General features: G+C 41.0%; 10 protein-coding genes and 1 pseudogene. 5 read left to right on the top strand and 6 right to left on the bottom strand.

What is annotated here, in order from left to right; genetic code table 11:
- Window positions 1-96 precede the first annotated feature (96 nt).
- The 5 genes from FLL45_RS15875 to FLL45_RS15860 form a co-directional block, all read right to left on the bottom strand.
- Window positions 97-1,296 carry a hypothetical protein gene (locus FLL45_RS15875; RefSeq protein WP_142943080.1) on the bottom strand — a complete coding sequence of 400 codons (1,200 nt, stop codon included), beginning with the start codon at window positions 1,294-1,296 and terminating at the stop codon, window positions 97-99.
- Window positions 1,297-1,387: 91 nt separating this feature from the next.
- A complete protein-coding gene (locus tag FLL45_RS15870) occupies window positions 1,388-2,179 on the bottom strand; it encodes an outer membrane lipoprotein-sorting protein (RefSeq protein ID WP_142943079.1) in 792 nt (263 codons plus the stop codon).
- Between the two features lie 43 nt (window positions 2,180-2,222).
- The gene (locus FLL45_RS15865; protein ID WP_281282212.1) at window positions 2,223-4,079 is read right to left on the bottom strand and encodes an efflux RND transporter permease subunit; all 1,857 of its coding nucleotides are present in this window, start codon (window positions 4,077-4,079) and stop codon (window positions 2,223-2,225) included.
- 15 nt (window positions 4,080-4,094) lie between these two features.
- A complete protein-coding gene (locus FLL45_RS23035) occupies window positions 4,095-4,559 on the bottom strand; it encodes a hypothetical protein (RefSeq protein WP_246075844.1) in 465 nt (154 codons plus the stop codon).
- Window positions 4,560-4,576: 17 nt separating this feature from the next.
- A complete protein-coding gene (locus tag FLL45_RS15860) occupies window positions 4,577-5,329 on the bottom strand; it encodes a TetR/AcrR family transcriptional regulator (RefSeq protein WP_142943078.1) in 753 nt (250 codons plus the stop codon).
- 642 nt (window positions 5,330-5,971) lie between these two features.
- Between FLL45_RS15860 and FLL45_RS15855 the strand changes: the two genes are divergently transcribed.
- Both FLL45_RS15855 and FLL45_RS15850 read left to right on the top strand, forming a co-directional pair.
- Window positions 5,972-7,201, top strand: coding sequence for a glycosyltransferase (locus FLL45_RS15855; protein ID WP_142943077.1), 1,230 nt, complete (start codon window positions 5,972-5,974; stop codon window positions 7,199-7,201).
- 78 nt (window positions 7,202-7,279) lie between these two features.
- A pseudogene (locus tag FLL45_RS15850) lies at window positions 7,280-7,927 on the top strand (DUF2959 domain-containing protein).
- A gap of 65 nt (window positions 7,928-7,992) precedes the next feature.
- Here FLL45_RS15850 and FLL45_RS15845 read toward each other — a convergent pair.
- Window positions 7,993-9,063: an alpha/beta hydrolase gene (locus FLL45_RS15845; protein WP_142943076.1), complete on the bottom strand. Its 1,071-nt coding sequence runs from the start codon at window positions 9,061-9,063 to the stop codon at window positions 7,993-7,995.
- A gap of 549 nt (window positions 9,064-9,612) precedes the next feature.
- Between FLL45_RS15845 and FLL45_RS15840 the strand changes: the two genes are divergently transcribed.
- From FLL45_RS15840 to FLL45_RS15830, 3 genes are all read left to right on the top strand, one after another.
- Complete coding sequence (locus FLL45_RS15840; RefSeq protein WP_142943075.1) at window positions 9,613-10,152, top strand: PepSY domain-containing protein; 540 nt, start codon at window positions 9,613-9,615, stop codon at window positions 10,150-10,152.
- A 149-nt stretch (window positions 10,153-10,301) separates the two neighbouring features.
- Window positions 10,302-10,961: a hypothetical protein gene (locus tag FLL45_RS15835; protein ID WP_142943074.1), complete on the top strand. Its 660-nt coding sequence runs from the start codon at window positions 10,302-10,304 to the stop codon at window positions 10,959-10,961.
- The gene (locus tag FLL45_RS15830; protein ID WP_142943073.1) at window positions 10,948-13,188 is read left to right on the top strand and encodes an ankyrin repeat domain-containing protein; all 2,241 of its coding nucleotides are present in this window, start codon (window positions 10,948-10,950) and stop codon (window positions 13,186-13,188) included. The genes FLL45_RS15835 and FLL45_RS15830 overlap by 14 nt, the downstream gene beginning before the upstream one ends.
- Window positions 13,189-14,017: the final 829 nt, after the last annotated feature.

Genomic DNA, 14,017 nt, shown 5'->3' with positions numbered 1-14,017 from the left:
AATAAAAAAAGCCAGTTAAGTATTAAAAATCAATGACTTAACTGGCTAGGACGGGAAAGAGTAAAACGGTTATTAAAATCGACGCTTTAGGGTTGGCTAAAAAAAGTACTGCGCGGTGATTTGTAGATGATCGTCGCGTCGGAACAAATAAATTGGATCATTAAAGTCATCTGACTCAAACAAACGCATATCTAATGAGACTTTGACGCTATTACCAAAACGACGGGAAGCTTCTAGCAATACATTGGTAGAATCAAAATCTAAGTCGTAACTTAGGCCGAACAGAATTTCGGTTGAATCAACATCATTTAGTGCCAAGCGATTGCCAAAAAAGATATCATTTTGAAAGTTTGAAGGACTATCTTCGCCGCGTTCATCCCATCCGTATTCAACCAGCCAGCCGAGATCGGCGTTAGAATCAAACACACCATACTGAGAATATTCGATCCCTCCCTGCAATGCCCAGTAATCTTCGATATCATTTTGATTGTGGATCATTTCAAGTTTCCACAAAGAGTCCTCGATATTAGCTTGTAGTTCAATTCCAACTTGAGTAATTTGAATATAAAGCGGAGTAAGTGTGGTGTTGGGGTCGATTGGATTTGTCGGCACCAAAAGTGGCTCGCGACTAGTACCATCAAAAACGCTAACCGCAAGTTCATAATCATCGATACTGTGTGCCCATCTTACGGCAAAATCGATATGATTCTCCTCATCGCTTGATTGGTAAAATGCGTTATCGGTATCAATAATCGGAATGCTTGGACGTCCTTCCGGACCAGCAAAGGTTCGTTCTCGAAAGTAAGGTAAAACATAAAAATCGATAATCCCCCAGTCTCTCACCAACGAAAGGTTTATCATGGGTTGACCGAGTTTATCCTCATTATCAATGTCTTCGACGGAGTCGCTTTGATTGATGACATCGACTAAATGTTGGAATTCGGTAACGCCCCAAAATACACGACGAATACCAATTCGGGTCTCCCAATCATCGCCGACATGGATCCAAGCCAACTCGCGGATGTCCCCATGCGTTCTCTCATCATCATGTTGATCGAGGCGGTACGACGGTACAAACTCTATAGCATCATCCCCATTGTTCCAGCTCCAGTAGAACTCCGGCGCAAAGGCGAGTGAAAACTGCTCATCATTTTGTAGTGGAAATAAAGCATCTTCAGTAAATAATCGCCCTTGAAGCTCAACGTTACCGCGAAATTCAAATTCCGTTTCTGCGGCAACATTAAAAATACTCGAACCTGCCAACAAAGCTGCAGACATCAACAGTTTTTTAGTCATTTTTAGGAAACTCTTTAATAAATTTAGGTGAGTCTATCGGCCTACTGGAATTTAGGCTCGATAGACTTTGTACGTTAGATAAACCAGCCGTCTAGCGCGCTCGTTTGAGTGCGTTTTTGTTAAAGTCCTTTTCGTCTAACCCCGCTCTGAATTGATAATCAGACCAGGTTAAATCAGTACTTTTACCGGATTGATGATTGACCATGCTGAGTTTGGTTGCACGCCAGTATTTATCGAGATATTTTTTGTAATCACTGAAGGTGAGGGTTTTTAGTAGTGACTTTTTTCGATCATAAAACTCAACTTTCTGACTACGGTACTCGGCTTTATCAATCCACACGACACGTTTGGTATAACCGGAGTATTTGTCTACAGGGTACTGTTCGACTACATAACAATCAACGCCATTGAATGTATCGTCTTTGATATATTTATAGGTGTATTTCTCAATTTCAAATGAGGTTAAATCTTCAAAAGAGAACTCGCTGCCCATAAAAGAACCTGACTTATTGCGAGAAGAAATTCGCTTGACGCGTTTGAGTGCTGGTAAATATAACCACTGCTCATCATTTGCCGTTGGGTGAGAAAAACTCAAGAAGGCGGTACCTTTAACATCTCTCGGCGAGTCGAAAATCGTTAAGCTTTTATCGCCGTCATTTTCCTGCTCCATACTCTTGATGCGCATTTGCCGAGTAGAAGTTTCGCCGTGTTGATTTCTTAATAGCATTTGCATTCTTGCTTGTGTATCTCCCCAGCCTAGATCTCTGACCTTGGACTCTTTAGCGATAGCTAAGCCTTTGTCTTCGGCTTCGCCAGCGAAAGCTGGAGCGCTCAATACAAGCACTGATGCTAAAGTGATTAAACTTGTTTTTAAAAATTTCATTAATAACTCCCTTATGGAATTGGTTTTATAGTCTAAATACTAATTAAGATTCTTGAGTTGCTTCGGTCAGTGAAGCCTTATTTTCTTGTTCAACTTTTTTATCCTTGCGGCTCTTAAGCTTCATCAAGAGCGGTGGCAAGAATAGGAAGTCAATAATTAATGCGATCAAAATTGTGATGGCAGTGAGTAAACCCATATCTGCATTTACTTTAAAGCTAGAAGTAGCCATTACGCCAAAACCTGCAACGAGTACTGCCGTGGTAACCGAAAGCGCTTTTCCAACGCTGGCAAAACTATAACGAACAGCATCTTCCGAGCTAAGGCCTTTCTCACGTCTTGCTCGTATGTACTTACTCAAAAAATGCACCGTGTCGTCAACAATTATCCCTAAGGTAACGCCCATAACGACAGATAGACCGAGTCCAACTTCACCGACAAACAGTCCCCACAAACCGAAACCCACTGCGGCTGGCGTTAAATTTGGAATTAAGCTAATGAGGCCAAATTTAACCGAACGAAGCGCTACCCCAAGCAAAATAGAAATTAAGATTAACGCAATTGATGAACCGGTAATCATGCTGACGATATTTGCCGCGCCGATATGCGCAAACATCAAAGATGGGCTCGCTATTTGAAGCTCATAAGGTGAGTCTATTGACTCAAAATGATCAAGCACTCTTTTTTCCAAAGAAATAATTTCATTGGAGGTAAGATTTCTAAAAGTTGCGATTACCCGAGTCTTCGATTTATCGACATTGAGTTGATTATTCACATCGAGACCTTGCGGCAAGGATAGTTCGTAAAGCAATAAATATTGTGCGGCCATTTCCTGTTGATCGGGAAGTTTATACCAAGCCGGATCATCGCCGTGCATATTTCGGTTAAGACGCTTTAAGGTATCGGTAATCGTATTAACATGATCGGTTTCCTCTTGCTCGCGAAGCCAGTCGGAAAAGTCAGATACAAATTTAATGAACTTAGGATCATTGATTCCACTGCTCTCTTTCGAGTCAAACGAGAGCTCTAGAGTTGTCATCCCCGACATTTTTTCGCCCATAAAGTCAGTGGCCTGACGAAACGGAACTCGATCATCAAAATACTTGACGAAATCATCATTCAATTCATTATTGGGAACAAAAGCTGTGAAGCCCAGGATGACGAGCGCCATACCAGGCAATAGTACTTTCCGACGCTTAACCACAAAGCTTGCCAGTCGATCCATTGAATCTGTTTTGTGCTCAACGGTGCGACCTGCTTTGGCTGGCATGATAATAAGCATCGCGGGGAAAATAGTTACTGAGAAAACGAACGCTAACATAACGCCAATCGCGACAATATTACCCAAATGGGCAAATGGCGGAGCATCAGAGAAATTCATCGTCATGAAGCCGATTGCCGTAGTGATACTGGTTAAAAACACCGGTTGCATATTGACTCTGAGACTATCCTTAATGGCCTCAATTTTCTCCATTCCGTGTCGCATGTTGTAGTAGTAAGTTGATAAAATATGAACACAGTCGGCAACCGCTAAGGTTAAGATTACCGTCGGCGCAGCCGCTGATGGGCCCGTGAGATATCCACCAAACCAGCCCCACATACCCATAGCACCAGCGATACTTGTTAGTATTACAACTAACGTTGCAAAGGTTCCGCTGATCGTTTTTAGTAGCACGCCTACGGTAAAAATAACGACCAGTAACATAATTGGAATAAGAATCGATGAATCACTTTTCGAAGCTTCCGGAAAGCTGGTGTTCATCATAATCATGCCCGACAGCATAAAATCGATATTGGGATACTTCTCACTCATACGGGCTACGAGTTCGCGCGCATCTCCCGAAACTTCTGGGACTTCAGAGGTCATGTCGATCGCCGGCAAGCGAATGGTGACATTTACCACAGCAACATCGCCCGATTAAGAAATTAGTTTTTTCTGCAGTAGTGGTTCACTCAATGCAACACGTTTAGCTCGAGCGATCATCTCATCGTCAAGCATATCAGCTTCAAGTACCAAATCTTCAATGATCAGGTCGTCTTCTTCGGCATAGCTGTACTGGAAGTTTGTAATTGAATCAACACGCGAGTTGTATTTAATTAACCATGCTTCATTGGTTAATTCCCAAATCGCGGTTAAATTTTCCTTGGTAAACACGTTGCCATCTTTGGGCGCAACAATGATCGCGACATTATCGCTTTTACTATAAATTTTTTGCATTTGCAGGAAGTCATTGAGCTGCTTATTTTCTTCCTTAAAAAAAGTTTTATAGTCACTCTTAAAAGTTAAATTAGAAGCGCCATATCCGGCGATACCAACCGTAATCAGAGTGACTAGAATAACTAACCATCGATAGGTCTGGATAAAACTAGAAAATTTTTCCATGATGTTTTACTCAACTGTTAAACAAATATAAAAGGGTTGCCAGCTTTTTCCAGCGCTTCAATTTCTGGCTGAAATAGCTCGTTTGCAATACGTTTAATGGACTCGTTGTAATTCCAATCTTGAGACATTGGTTTCCATTGAAACCCATCGAGAATCAATTTGGCGTTAGTAAAGGACTCTCTTTCAAGAACCATTTGGTTCAGCTCACATGAGTGGCCTTTGCTCATAATTAATGCCATTGCTCCCCAACTGGCGGACCACATAGCGAAAGTAATTTGTTCAAAGCACATGCCTTCAGGCAAGACTAAGTCACCGGCTTCGATGGCTTCGGCGATCACTTGGTTCATTAATCCCATCAAATCGGATTCGAGTTGATGGTGAGTGGTATTTCTGTCGTCAGAGCATAGCGAAGCAACGCTCGGTGAATGCGCCGAAAGCACGGCAAATAATTGCGCTGGATGTAATTTCGCCCAAATCAAGTAAGATACAAATACCGCCAGGACTCGCTCTCGACTGCTACCTTTGAAAGATAGTGCTCGACTGAACAACTCGTGGATTTCAGTAACACACATATTGCAGATTGCCATCCACATGTCTTCTTTACTGATAAAATGCTTGTAGATCGTGCCTTTCGAATAAGGCGATGCGGCAACCAGTTTGTCGATGGTTAAACTAGTCAAGCACTCGTTTTCTACCAGACTTCTGGCAACGTTAAGCAATTCTTGCTCGCGCGCATGAAACTCTGTCTCGCTGATGGTTCTTGGGCTCATAACCGCTTAATATCTCTACTTTGGATAAATGACGAATCGTCACGTGACGGATCGTCATTATAGAAAAAGGCCTGGGAAGATCAAGAAAATATTTGCTTAATTTGATGAAGATTTTGTGACTAGATATATATTGCGAGGTCCCAAAAACTTAACCACAGCACACGGAAACAGGATAAATCTCATTAAAAACAATAGCCTAACTCGACATCTGAGATTTTTTACGAAGCTATTCACGAGACAGATTCAACTTACTTAAGGCTAGCTAGACAATTTCTCATACATAAGATCCAAAGCATATAAAACCAATAGAGATCAACGTCAGCATTTGAGGGTAGCTGGGTTATCACTCATAAATACTCGAAAGATTTTAAACTCTGATTTGCGCCGTGCTTTTCCTCGATGCTTTTTCTTTATATTATCTTTCATATTTTCCTTCATATTTTTCCTTCATGTTTTTCTGCTTTCTACGTCTCATAATCTTTTTACTAATCGGTTTCTTCTGCTACTGTCCTTCTATTATACTTTGCGCCGGTGAATTTCTTTCGCGGCCACAATGTTAGTGGATTTAAAGTAAGCGGATTTAAAGTAAGCGGATTTAAAGTAAGCGGATTTAAAGTAAGCGGATTTAAGGTAAGTGACCTAATGGATAAAACGATTCTAGTGATTGGATATGTTTGGCCAGAGCCCAACTCATCTGCGGCTGGCTCGCATATGCTTTCGCTTTTAAAATTGTTTAAGTCACAGGGATGGCGAGTCGTTTTTGCAACACCGGCTCAAAAGACCGAGCATATGGTTGATCTGTCTTTGCTTGATATTGAGGCGATTGAGATTTTATTAAACGATTCAACCTTCGATGAGTTTGTGCATCGATTGCAACCTAATTATGTGATGTTTGATCGGTTTATGATGGAGGAGCAGTTCGGCTGGCGAGTCGAAGAACAAGCCCCCATGGCTTTACGAATTCTGGATACCGAAGACCTGCAGTCGCTACGAGCAGCAAGGCAAACGGCCCTCAAAGCGTTTCGCAATCCTAATCAAGCGGATTATGCGTCTGATTTAGCAAAGCGAGAAGTCGCTGCTATTTTACGCACTGATCTCGCTTTAATCATTTCTGACTTCGAAGTGGCACATTTAACACAGCACTATCGAGTCGATCAGCAATTGCTATTTCATTTGCCCTTTATGCTGACGGGGCAACAGTTAAAAGCGAGCGGACCTGAATTTAATGAACGACAGCATTTTGTTACTATCGGTAACTTCCGACATGCACCCAACTGGGACTCCGTTTTGTATCTTCGGGAAATCTGGCCGAAAATTCGGCGGCAACTACCAGAGGCTGAGCTACATATATACGGCTCGTATCCGCCGAAAAAGGCAACCCAACTGAATGACCCTAAAACTGGTTTTTTGGTGAAAGGTTGGACCGAGGATGCGTTAACCGTACTTCAATCTGCCAGAGTGTGTTTGTCTCCACTTCGTTTTGGTGCAGGCATTAAAGGGAAGTTGTTGGATGCGATGCGGGCGAATACACCAAGTGTGACCACTTCGATTGGCGCAGAAGGGATGTTTGGCGACATGCCGTGGCCAGGGGCAATTGCTGACTCGGTCGAGGAAATTGTTGCGGGTGCGGTGGATTTATACACGAATCCTGGGACGTGGACACAGGCAACCAATCGGATTCAAAAACTATTAAATGATCGATTTGATGGCCAAAAAAATGGCCACCGACTCATTCAGCGAATCTATCAGATTGAAGACTGTTTATCACAGCACCGACTCGACAATTTTGTCGGTAGCATGCTCAAGCATCACTCACACCGGAGTACCAAGTTTATGTCCAAGTGGATTGAAGAAAAAAATAAACATCAGTGATGGTCGCTTTTAAATTCACTTGTCTCTCTCTGCGATTATCGTTAGTCTAGATGCAGATCTACTTTCAAGGAAAAGAAAATGAGCGTTATGCAAATTCGATTATTAACGGCCTTAGTAATGGTCGTGTCACTTTCTGCTTGTCAAACGGCCTACTACGGAGCATTAGAAAAAGTTGGTATCCATAAAAGAGACGTATTAGTCTCGCGCGTGGAGAATACACGGGATAGTCAGGAAGAAGCCAAATAACAATTTCAGTCGGCATTAGAACAATTTAAAAGTGTTGTTAATTTTGATGGCGGTGAACTCGAGTCAGTTTACAACCGCTTAAATGATGAGTACGAATCAAGCAAAGAAGCCGCTCAAGAAGTCTCTGACCGTATTGATAGTGTAGCTAATGTTTCTGAAGCGTTATTTGATGAATGGGAAGATGAACTTTCGCAATATACAAGTGATTCATTGAGACGTAAGAGCCAACAACAGCTTTCTGACACCAAGCGTCAATATCAAAGACTGATTAAGTCAATGCGTCGCGCAGAAAAAAGTATGCAGCCTGTGTTAAATGTTTTTAATGACCAAGTTCTTTATCTAAAACATAACCTCAATGCGAGAGCAATAGCATCGATCAAGGGTGAACTTAAAACAATTGAATCCGATGTGTCTCGGTTAATCAAAGAAATGAATAGCTCGATCAAAGAGGCAAATGATTTTATTAAAACGATTAACTAAATGGCGCCCCGATTCGATTAATAAACATTGATTAAAAATATCATATAAGGCAATCAGTGGCTGAATTAATCAGCCACTGTGATGTTTTGAATCTGGACAATGAAGTCAAAAGCCAGTTCCGGTAAACCTTTTCCTTCAACTGTAGCACTCCAAGCACTATGCCCGATGCCTTCGAGTGGATAGAACTGAAATGGTACACCATTCGTTTCATAGTAAGCTTTGATAGCTTCTGCTTCACTAAACGGAACGACTGTGTCTTCGGTACCGTGAACTATACTCACCGGAGCGTCACTACTGTCCCAGCGACCAAGGCCGTAAGCAATTTCCAATAGCGAAAGCACGCCGGTGCCTCCCCAATGGTCAATGATGGTATGAATTTTAGAAGGGTAATCGAGGTGAGTTGAACTTAGCGTAGTATCAAAAGACCCACTGATCTCATTAGTATAATCCTCAGGTTCGCTGACACCGAGCCCCATCGAAATAAACGAACCCGCTGAGCCGCCAATCGCCGTAATAAAATTAGTATCGATTCCAAAAGTCTCAGCATGGGCATAAATCCACCTAATTGCAGCTTTCGCATCGCGAGTTGCCGGATAAATTGCCTTTATTTGGTTTCTTGAAGCTTCATCTAAGTCGGGTAATCGGTCGATTGCATTGACTAGTTCTGTTGGTAGTGTGCCGTAATCGCCTTCGAGTCTGTAGTTGATCGAAATTCCGATGAAACCTCTTTCAGCAAAGTATCCTACAAGTGCTGCTGCGTGTGAGGTTGCTTTATCACCACTTTGGAATCCACCGCCATGGATAAACACCACCACAGGTTTTTGTGAGGACTGGTTTGAGGTTTGATAAATATCTAATTTAAGTTCGATTACCTGAGTTTCATCGGAGTTCCAACTAGAATGACTCGAACCCTTAGCGTAAGTGATATCACGGATTACCTCGTAAGTGTAATTCGCCTGTTCGGTGATCCCGCTACCAACATTAACTTCGTTTGTGGGTTGAGCGTTATCTTCATCGAAAGACGCATCGATTACCGGTGCTTCAGAGGAACTCCCACAGCCTCCTACTAAGACAAATAATGGCAACATCAAAATAGCCAGTAGATGGCGATGCATGGGTTTATATCGGTTCTTCATAGTGAATTTAATAGCCAATTATTTCGTAAAGCGAGTTGGAGGTCTTAACAGAACGCCCGTTAACGCCTGTGGTTGACATCATTTAACTCAAGTTGCTGAATTTGTGACAGGCACCATTTGGTCTATTGCTTACATTCCGACTAGCAAAATCTGAATGATTAGTTTGAACGGTAGGATTTTGTCGATGGGCTGAATTTGTGAGGCCTGAATTTGTGACAGGCACCATTTGGTCTATTACTTACATTCCGACTAGTCAAAATCTGATTGATTAGTTTGAACTGTAGGATTTTGTCGATGGGCTGAATTTGTGAGGCCTGAATTTGTGACAGGCACCATTTGGTCTATTGCTTACATTCCGACTAGTCAAAATCTGAATGATTAGTTTGAACGGTAGGATTTTGTCGATTGTTTTTGTACGTTAATGTAGATATTGTGCCTGTCAAAGCGTTTCGTGGGCGAAGGTCTTTTTCTTGAAATAGGGTGTTCAGACTATTTATCCTTGAGTGATTAGTGTAAGGTCAAAGCCCTGTTTAATGGGTGATGTTGTCTATGAAACTTAATATTTTCTTTCGCCGTAGTCATTTTTGGATTTCTTTAACCATAGTTCTACCGATTATTGTTGTAGTCATTTCTGGATTGTTACTCCAATTAAAAAAAGAACTCAATTGGGTGCAGCCAGCTACTCAAGCAGGTGAACAAGCGCTCGCTTTAACCACCTCTCCACTAACACTCACACAAATATTAAGCATTGCTAAATCTGTTCCTGAGGCGGGGATAAACAAATGGCAGGATATTGAACGGCTGGATATTCGTCCTGCGAAAGGGTTAATTAAAGTCAGAGCTCATTCATCTTGGGAAATCCAAATAGATGCACATAATGGCAAGATACTTCAAACTGCATTGCGGCGTTCAGAGTTGATTGAAAGTATTCATGATGGAAGTTTTTTTCATGAAAAGGCGCGCTTATGGTTGTTCCTACCTGCCGCTTGCGGATTACTGGTGTTATCATTAACGGGGTTATATATGTTGATCATAACCTTCAGAAACAAATACCGAAGTAAAATAAAGCGCGCTAATCAAACCGCTTGATTGGTGACATCATTTTATGCAGATATTCAAAACGACAGCCAATAGTGTTGAGTTAAAAAAAGCTTTCAGATAACCTCAATTTAAATAACCAGTATCCAAACCCATAATCAAATACCTTTTGGGGTGGCTTTTTGTTTTAGGATTTTACCGTGAGAACCATTAGAATTTTGTTCATCGTTATCTTGCTTGCGCAAAGCATACCAGTAAAAGCTGATGGATTTGGTTGGTATCCATTGCTTTTTGACTACCATAAATTTACTCGGGATTATGACACAAAGCTTAGAGGGCCACTGGAAAAGCTAGAGCAAGAAAGTTATTCAGATGCGCCAATTGGGCGTTATTCTGATTGGATGATAGTCGATTATCTGCAAGAGCATACCAAGGAATACGCGGTTGAATATCCTCACTCCTATAGTGGTGACTTATTGGCGCATCAAACATTAATGTTTTGGGCAAAGCGATTGAAACAAATATTCCCTCAGTCTCCAGCTGTTCACTTACTTACTGGACGAGTAATGGTTAAATCTGACGATATACGCCCATGTGCTGAGAAAGGCGGGTATCTCATTCATGGTGATTGTCGCACTACTGTGGTTTTTTCTCCTAAAGAAATAAAACGGTTGTTCTGGCAAATGACCCAATTACTTAATGAACAAAAAAAGCGCGATAAAAGACCAAATGTATTGGGCTCGCAAAACCTGGCACTTTCCAATGGTGATTGGCGCCAACTTGAAAAAATACGCATCTATCATGTTCTAAAAGAAGCTGCACTGAAGAATAAAGGAGTCTACTTCTATGGGCATGATTAAGGCTTTTGACGTGATGAAATCTATAAATACGAATCAGTCTTTGGATAGAGTTAAATTGTGTCGCAGATTGGCTGTATTACTTGGTTGTTTAGTCGGTGCTCCAATATTGGCAGAACCGAAAGACTTGCTAGCTTTGACGACGGAGCAACGTCTCGAAAAAATTAGAATCGTTGAGTCCCAAAATAATAAAAGTTTCTTTTGTGAATGCTCCTTTGATATGAGTGATCAAATCGATGCTGATACTTGTAATGCTAAGCTTACTAACACTGAGGTAAGTTGGCACAACTTGATTGTTGTACCCGATTCTAAGCTACAAAAGCAGCTAGAAAATGATCTCCATACGCTTTACCCACTCGCTGCAATATCCGATTTTGATTGGTCAAATATCAAAGCCTTTGGTGAGGTTAAAGCTCAGTCGAGGTCTAGTCGTTGTGGATTAAAAATCGATAAAGTTGCAGGTATTGTCCAACCACCTGAGTCTAGGATGGGAGATATCGCTAGGCTTTATTTTTATTTACAGGATGAATATGGTCTAAGGCTGTCGGCCAACCAATCTGAGCTATATCAGAAATGGGATAGATCCGACCCACCGGATGCTAACGAAATAGCGCGCAATAATTGGTTAAGCATTTTGCAAGGTCGCCGAATCAACCTTCCTGGTAGTGATTATGTAGCAGCAATCAACAACTATCGATTGACCGATTTCTCGCAACAAGTATTGCAAGCCGTTGCGCGAGATTTCAATAGAGTGCATGAATTATTAGTCAGTGACGAGTTTGATCCAGGAATACTCACTAACCGATTAAGTAATCAGATTGAATACAACAGAGAATATTGGTTTAAAAAATGGATCAAAGAAAACGATGCAGAACCTTTATTGGAGCTTTATTCAATTTATCGAGATTTAGTCAAGCACTCACGCTTTTACTTCGATGAGTTTTCATCTGAAAAAATTCTCAAAGTATTATCTTTGGCGATTTTGCGAGGAGATAATGAATTTGCAACTTTTCTAGCCAGGCAAATCATTCTGTTTTACGATGTCAATGAGGATTATTATGATAAATCATTGACAATGGATTTGCTTTTTCGAATGAGTCAATTATTTTTAAATCACTCGAATGAGACAAGTAAAGTTGTTGATAGTAAGTACCCAATGTTCGATCGACTTTTTGATGATAAATCATCGGTTCAGCAATTTACCCGAGCCTTAGCTGCGCTTTCCAATCAAAGTATCCCGGCATTCGGCTACGGCATAGATTCAACACATCTTTTTCAAATACAGGTGTTAGCAATAAATCATTTGCGAAAATTAAAAGTCGGTAACGCTGCAAGTCGATTTCCTTATTTGATTGAATTTACCCAACTTAAAGAATTTGCGACTCAGGAGTACACACCAACTAAGCGACACAAAGACATATTAGCTAAAATAAATTTATTACCTGAACTTTCTCAGCTCTATTTAGCAGTTGTTAGTAACGATGAAACCAAGGTCAAGCAGCTCATGCAAGCCGGAGCGACTGTAAATCAACTAGACCGATACGACAGAACACCGTTGAATATTGCGGTGGTAAATAAAAATTTACCGATAGTTAAATTGCTAGCTCAAAACAAAAGTGACTTGAAAAACAAAGATTGGAATAAGTATCACACGAATGCCTTGCATTTTGCGTTAAAGAATAATCTGGTGGCTTTTGCGGATCACTTACTGACGCAAGGTGTACCTGTCGACTATATCAATACACCCAAAGATAGTCGTTATGCATTAAAAGCGTTCTTTGCGCAGCATCAAGACTCTTACAATACGCAGTTGTTCGAACGGCTATTACAAAGCGCCCCAAAATCCAGTAAGAGCAAATGGTCAAGCCCGCTTGATGAAGCGATTAGTAAACCCCGAAGTATTGCGAATGCGATGAGGTTATTTGAGTTACTCATCCAGTACGGCTTCGATCCTAAAGATTCGTATGCCTTGAATTATGACCAAGTCATTATTTATCCAAAGCTGGTTAAATTTTTGCTCGATAAACAAGTCAATGTGAACAGTGTCTGGGTGCTTGACCAGTCGCCACTGCATGTTGCAATCGAAAACGATGCTTATGAATCAGCAAAACTGTTATTAGAGGCCGGCGCAGATTTAACTCACAAAAACTATGACAAGCAAACCCCGTTAGAGCATGCGAAATATCGAGAGAATGAGAAAATGGTAGCGTTGATAAGTACTTACTTATAGAAGTAATCGTTGTCTTTCCTACAATTTTCCAATTTCACGGTTTAAAGTATAAAGATGATAACTTGATTTTTTACAAGATAAGTGCCTCAATACCTAGCTCATTTGCCATAACCGAGGATAGGCCGAGTGCATTGATTCCAACTCCAAAGGTATCAATTCTAGATATCAATTCTGGACAAGCACAGTTCAGTTAAAAACTGACGCCTAGCTGCGTCAATTTCCTAAATAACGATATTAAATGTAAGTACTCAACCACAGTTCTTGTGCGACAAGCGATTTATGGTGCCTGTCTGGGTTTGGTCTCACCAACTCCAAAGGTATCAATTCTAGATATCAATTCTGGACAAGCAAAGTTCAGTTAAAAACTGACGCCTAGCTGCGTCAACCTCCTAAATAACGATATTAAATATAAGTACTCAACCACGGTCCTTGTGCGACAAGCGATATCTGATGCCTGTCTGGATTTGTTCCCTGTCTAAATTGGGTCTAACTTCCACTTTTATGTCCAAGATTTTGCAATTGTGCTCAATATCTCAATTGGTGATTTTCACTGTTTACTTTAACGCGCTCTTCTTTATAATCCCGCGCCGGAAAATTGCGCTCATTATGGGTGGTTTTGTACAAATTTTGAGCATTTTTTTGGGAGGTGTTTTTAAGCGGATTTTCCGTGGAGTTAACTGTTAAGCCTGTTTTTTCATGGTTTGGCAGGATTTTGATAACGCTTGGCAGGATATTGATAACTAATTTTGAAATTGATTGTTACCTTAATACCGGCATTAGAAAAGTCGTTGAGTTAATACGAACCTAAGATTTTGAGTTTATCAGAATG

Source organism: Aliikangiella marina (assembly GCF_007004765.1).
Lineage (GTDB): Bacteria > Pseudomonadota > Gammaproteobacteria > Enterobacterales > Kangiellaceae > Aliikangiella > Aliikangiella marina.
This window is presented reverse-complemented; position numbering and strand designations above follow the sequence as displayed.

What these genes read in the sequence shown, in the direction of transcription:
- FLL45_RS15830 (WP_142943073.1), top strand. Translation starts at nt 10,948, where the DNA reads ATGGGCATGATTAAGGCTTTTGACGTGATGAAATCTATAAATACGAAT.
- FLL45_RS15860 (WP_142943078.1), bottom strand. Translation starts at nt 5,329, where the DNA reads ATGAGCCCAAGAACCATCAGCGAGACAGAGTTTCATGCGCGCGAGCAA.
- FLL45_RS15870 (WP_142943079.1), bottom strand. Translation starts at nt 2,179, where the DNA reads ATGAAATTTTTAAAAACAAGTTTAATCACTTTAGCATCAGTGCTTGTA.
- FLL45_RS15875 (WP_142943080.1), bottom strand. Translation starts at nt 1,296, where the DNA reads ATGACTAAAAAACTGTTGATGTCTGCAGCTTTGTTGGCAGGTTCGAGT.
- FLL45_RS15845 (WP_142943076.1), bottom strand. Translation starts at nt 9,063, where the DNA reads ATGAAGAACCGATATAAACCCATGCATCGCCATCTACTGGCTATTTTG.
- FLL45_RS23035 (WP_246075844.1), bottom strand. Translation starts at nt 4,559, where the DNA reads ATGGAAAAATTTTCTAGTTTTATCCAGACCTATCGATGGTTAGTTATT.
- FLL45_RS15840 (WP_142943075.1), top strand. Translation starts at nt 9,613, where the DNA reads ATGAAACTTAATATTTTCTTTCGCCGTAGTCATTTTTGGATTTCTTTA.
- FLL45_RS15855 (WP_142943077.1), top strand. Translation starts at nt 5,972, where the DNA reads ATGGATAAAACGATTCTAGTGATTGGATATGTTTGGCCAGAGCCCAAC.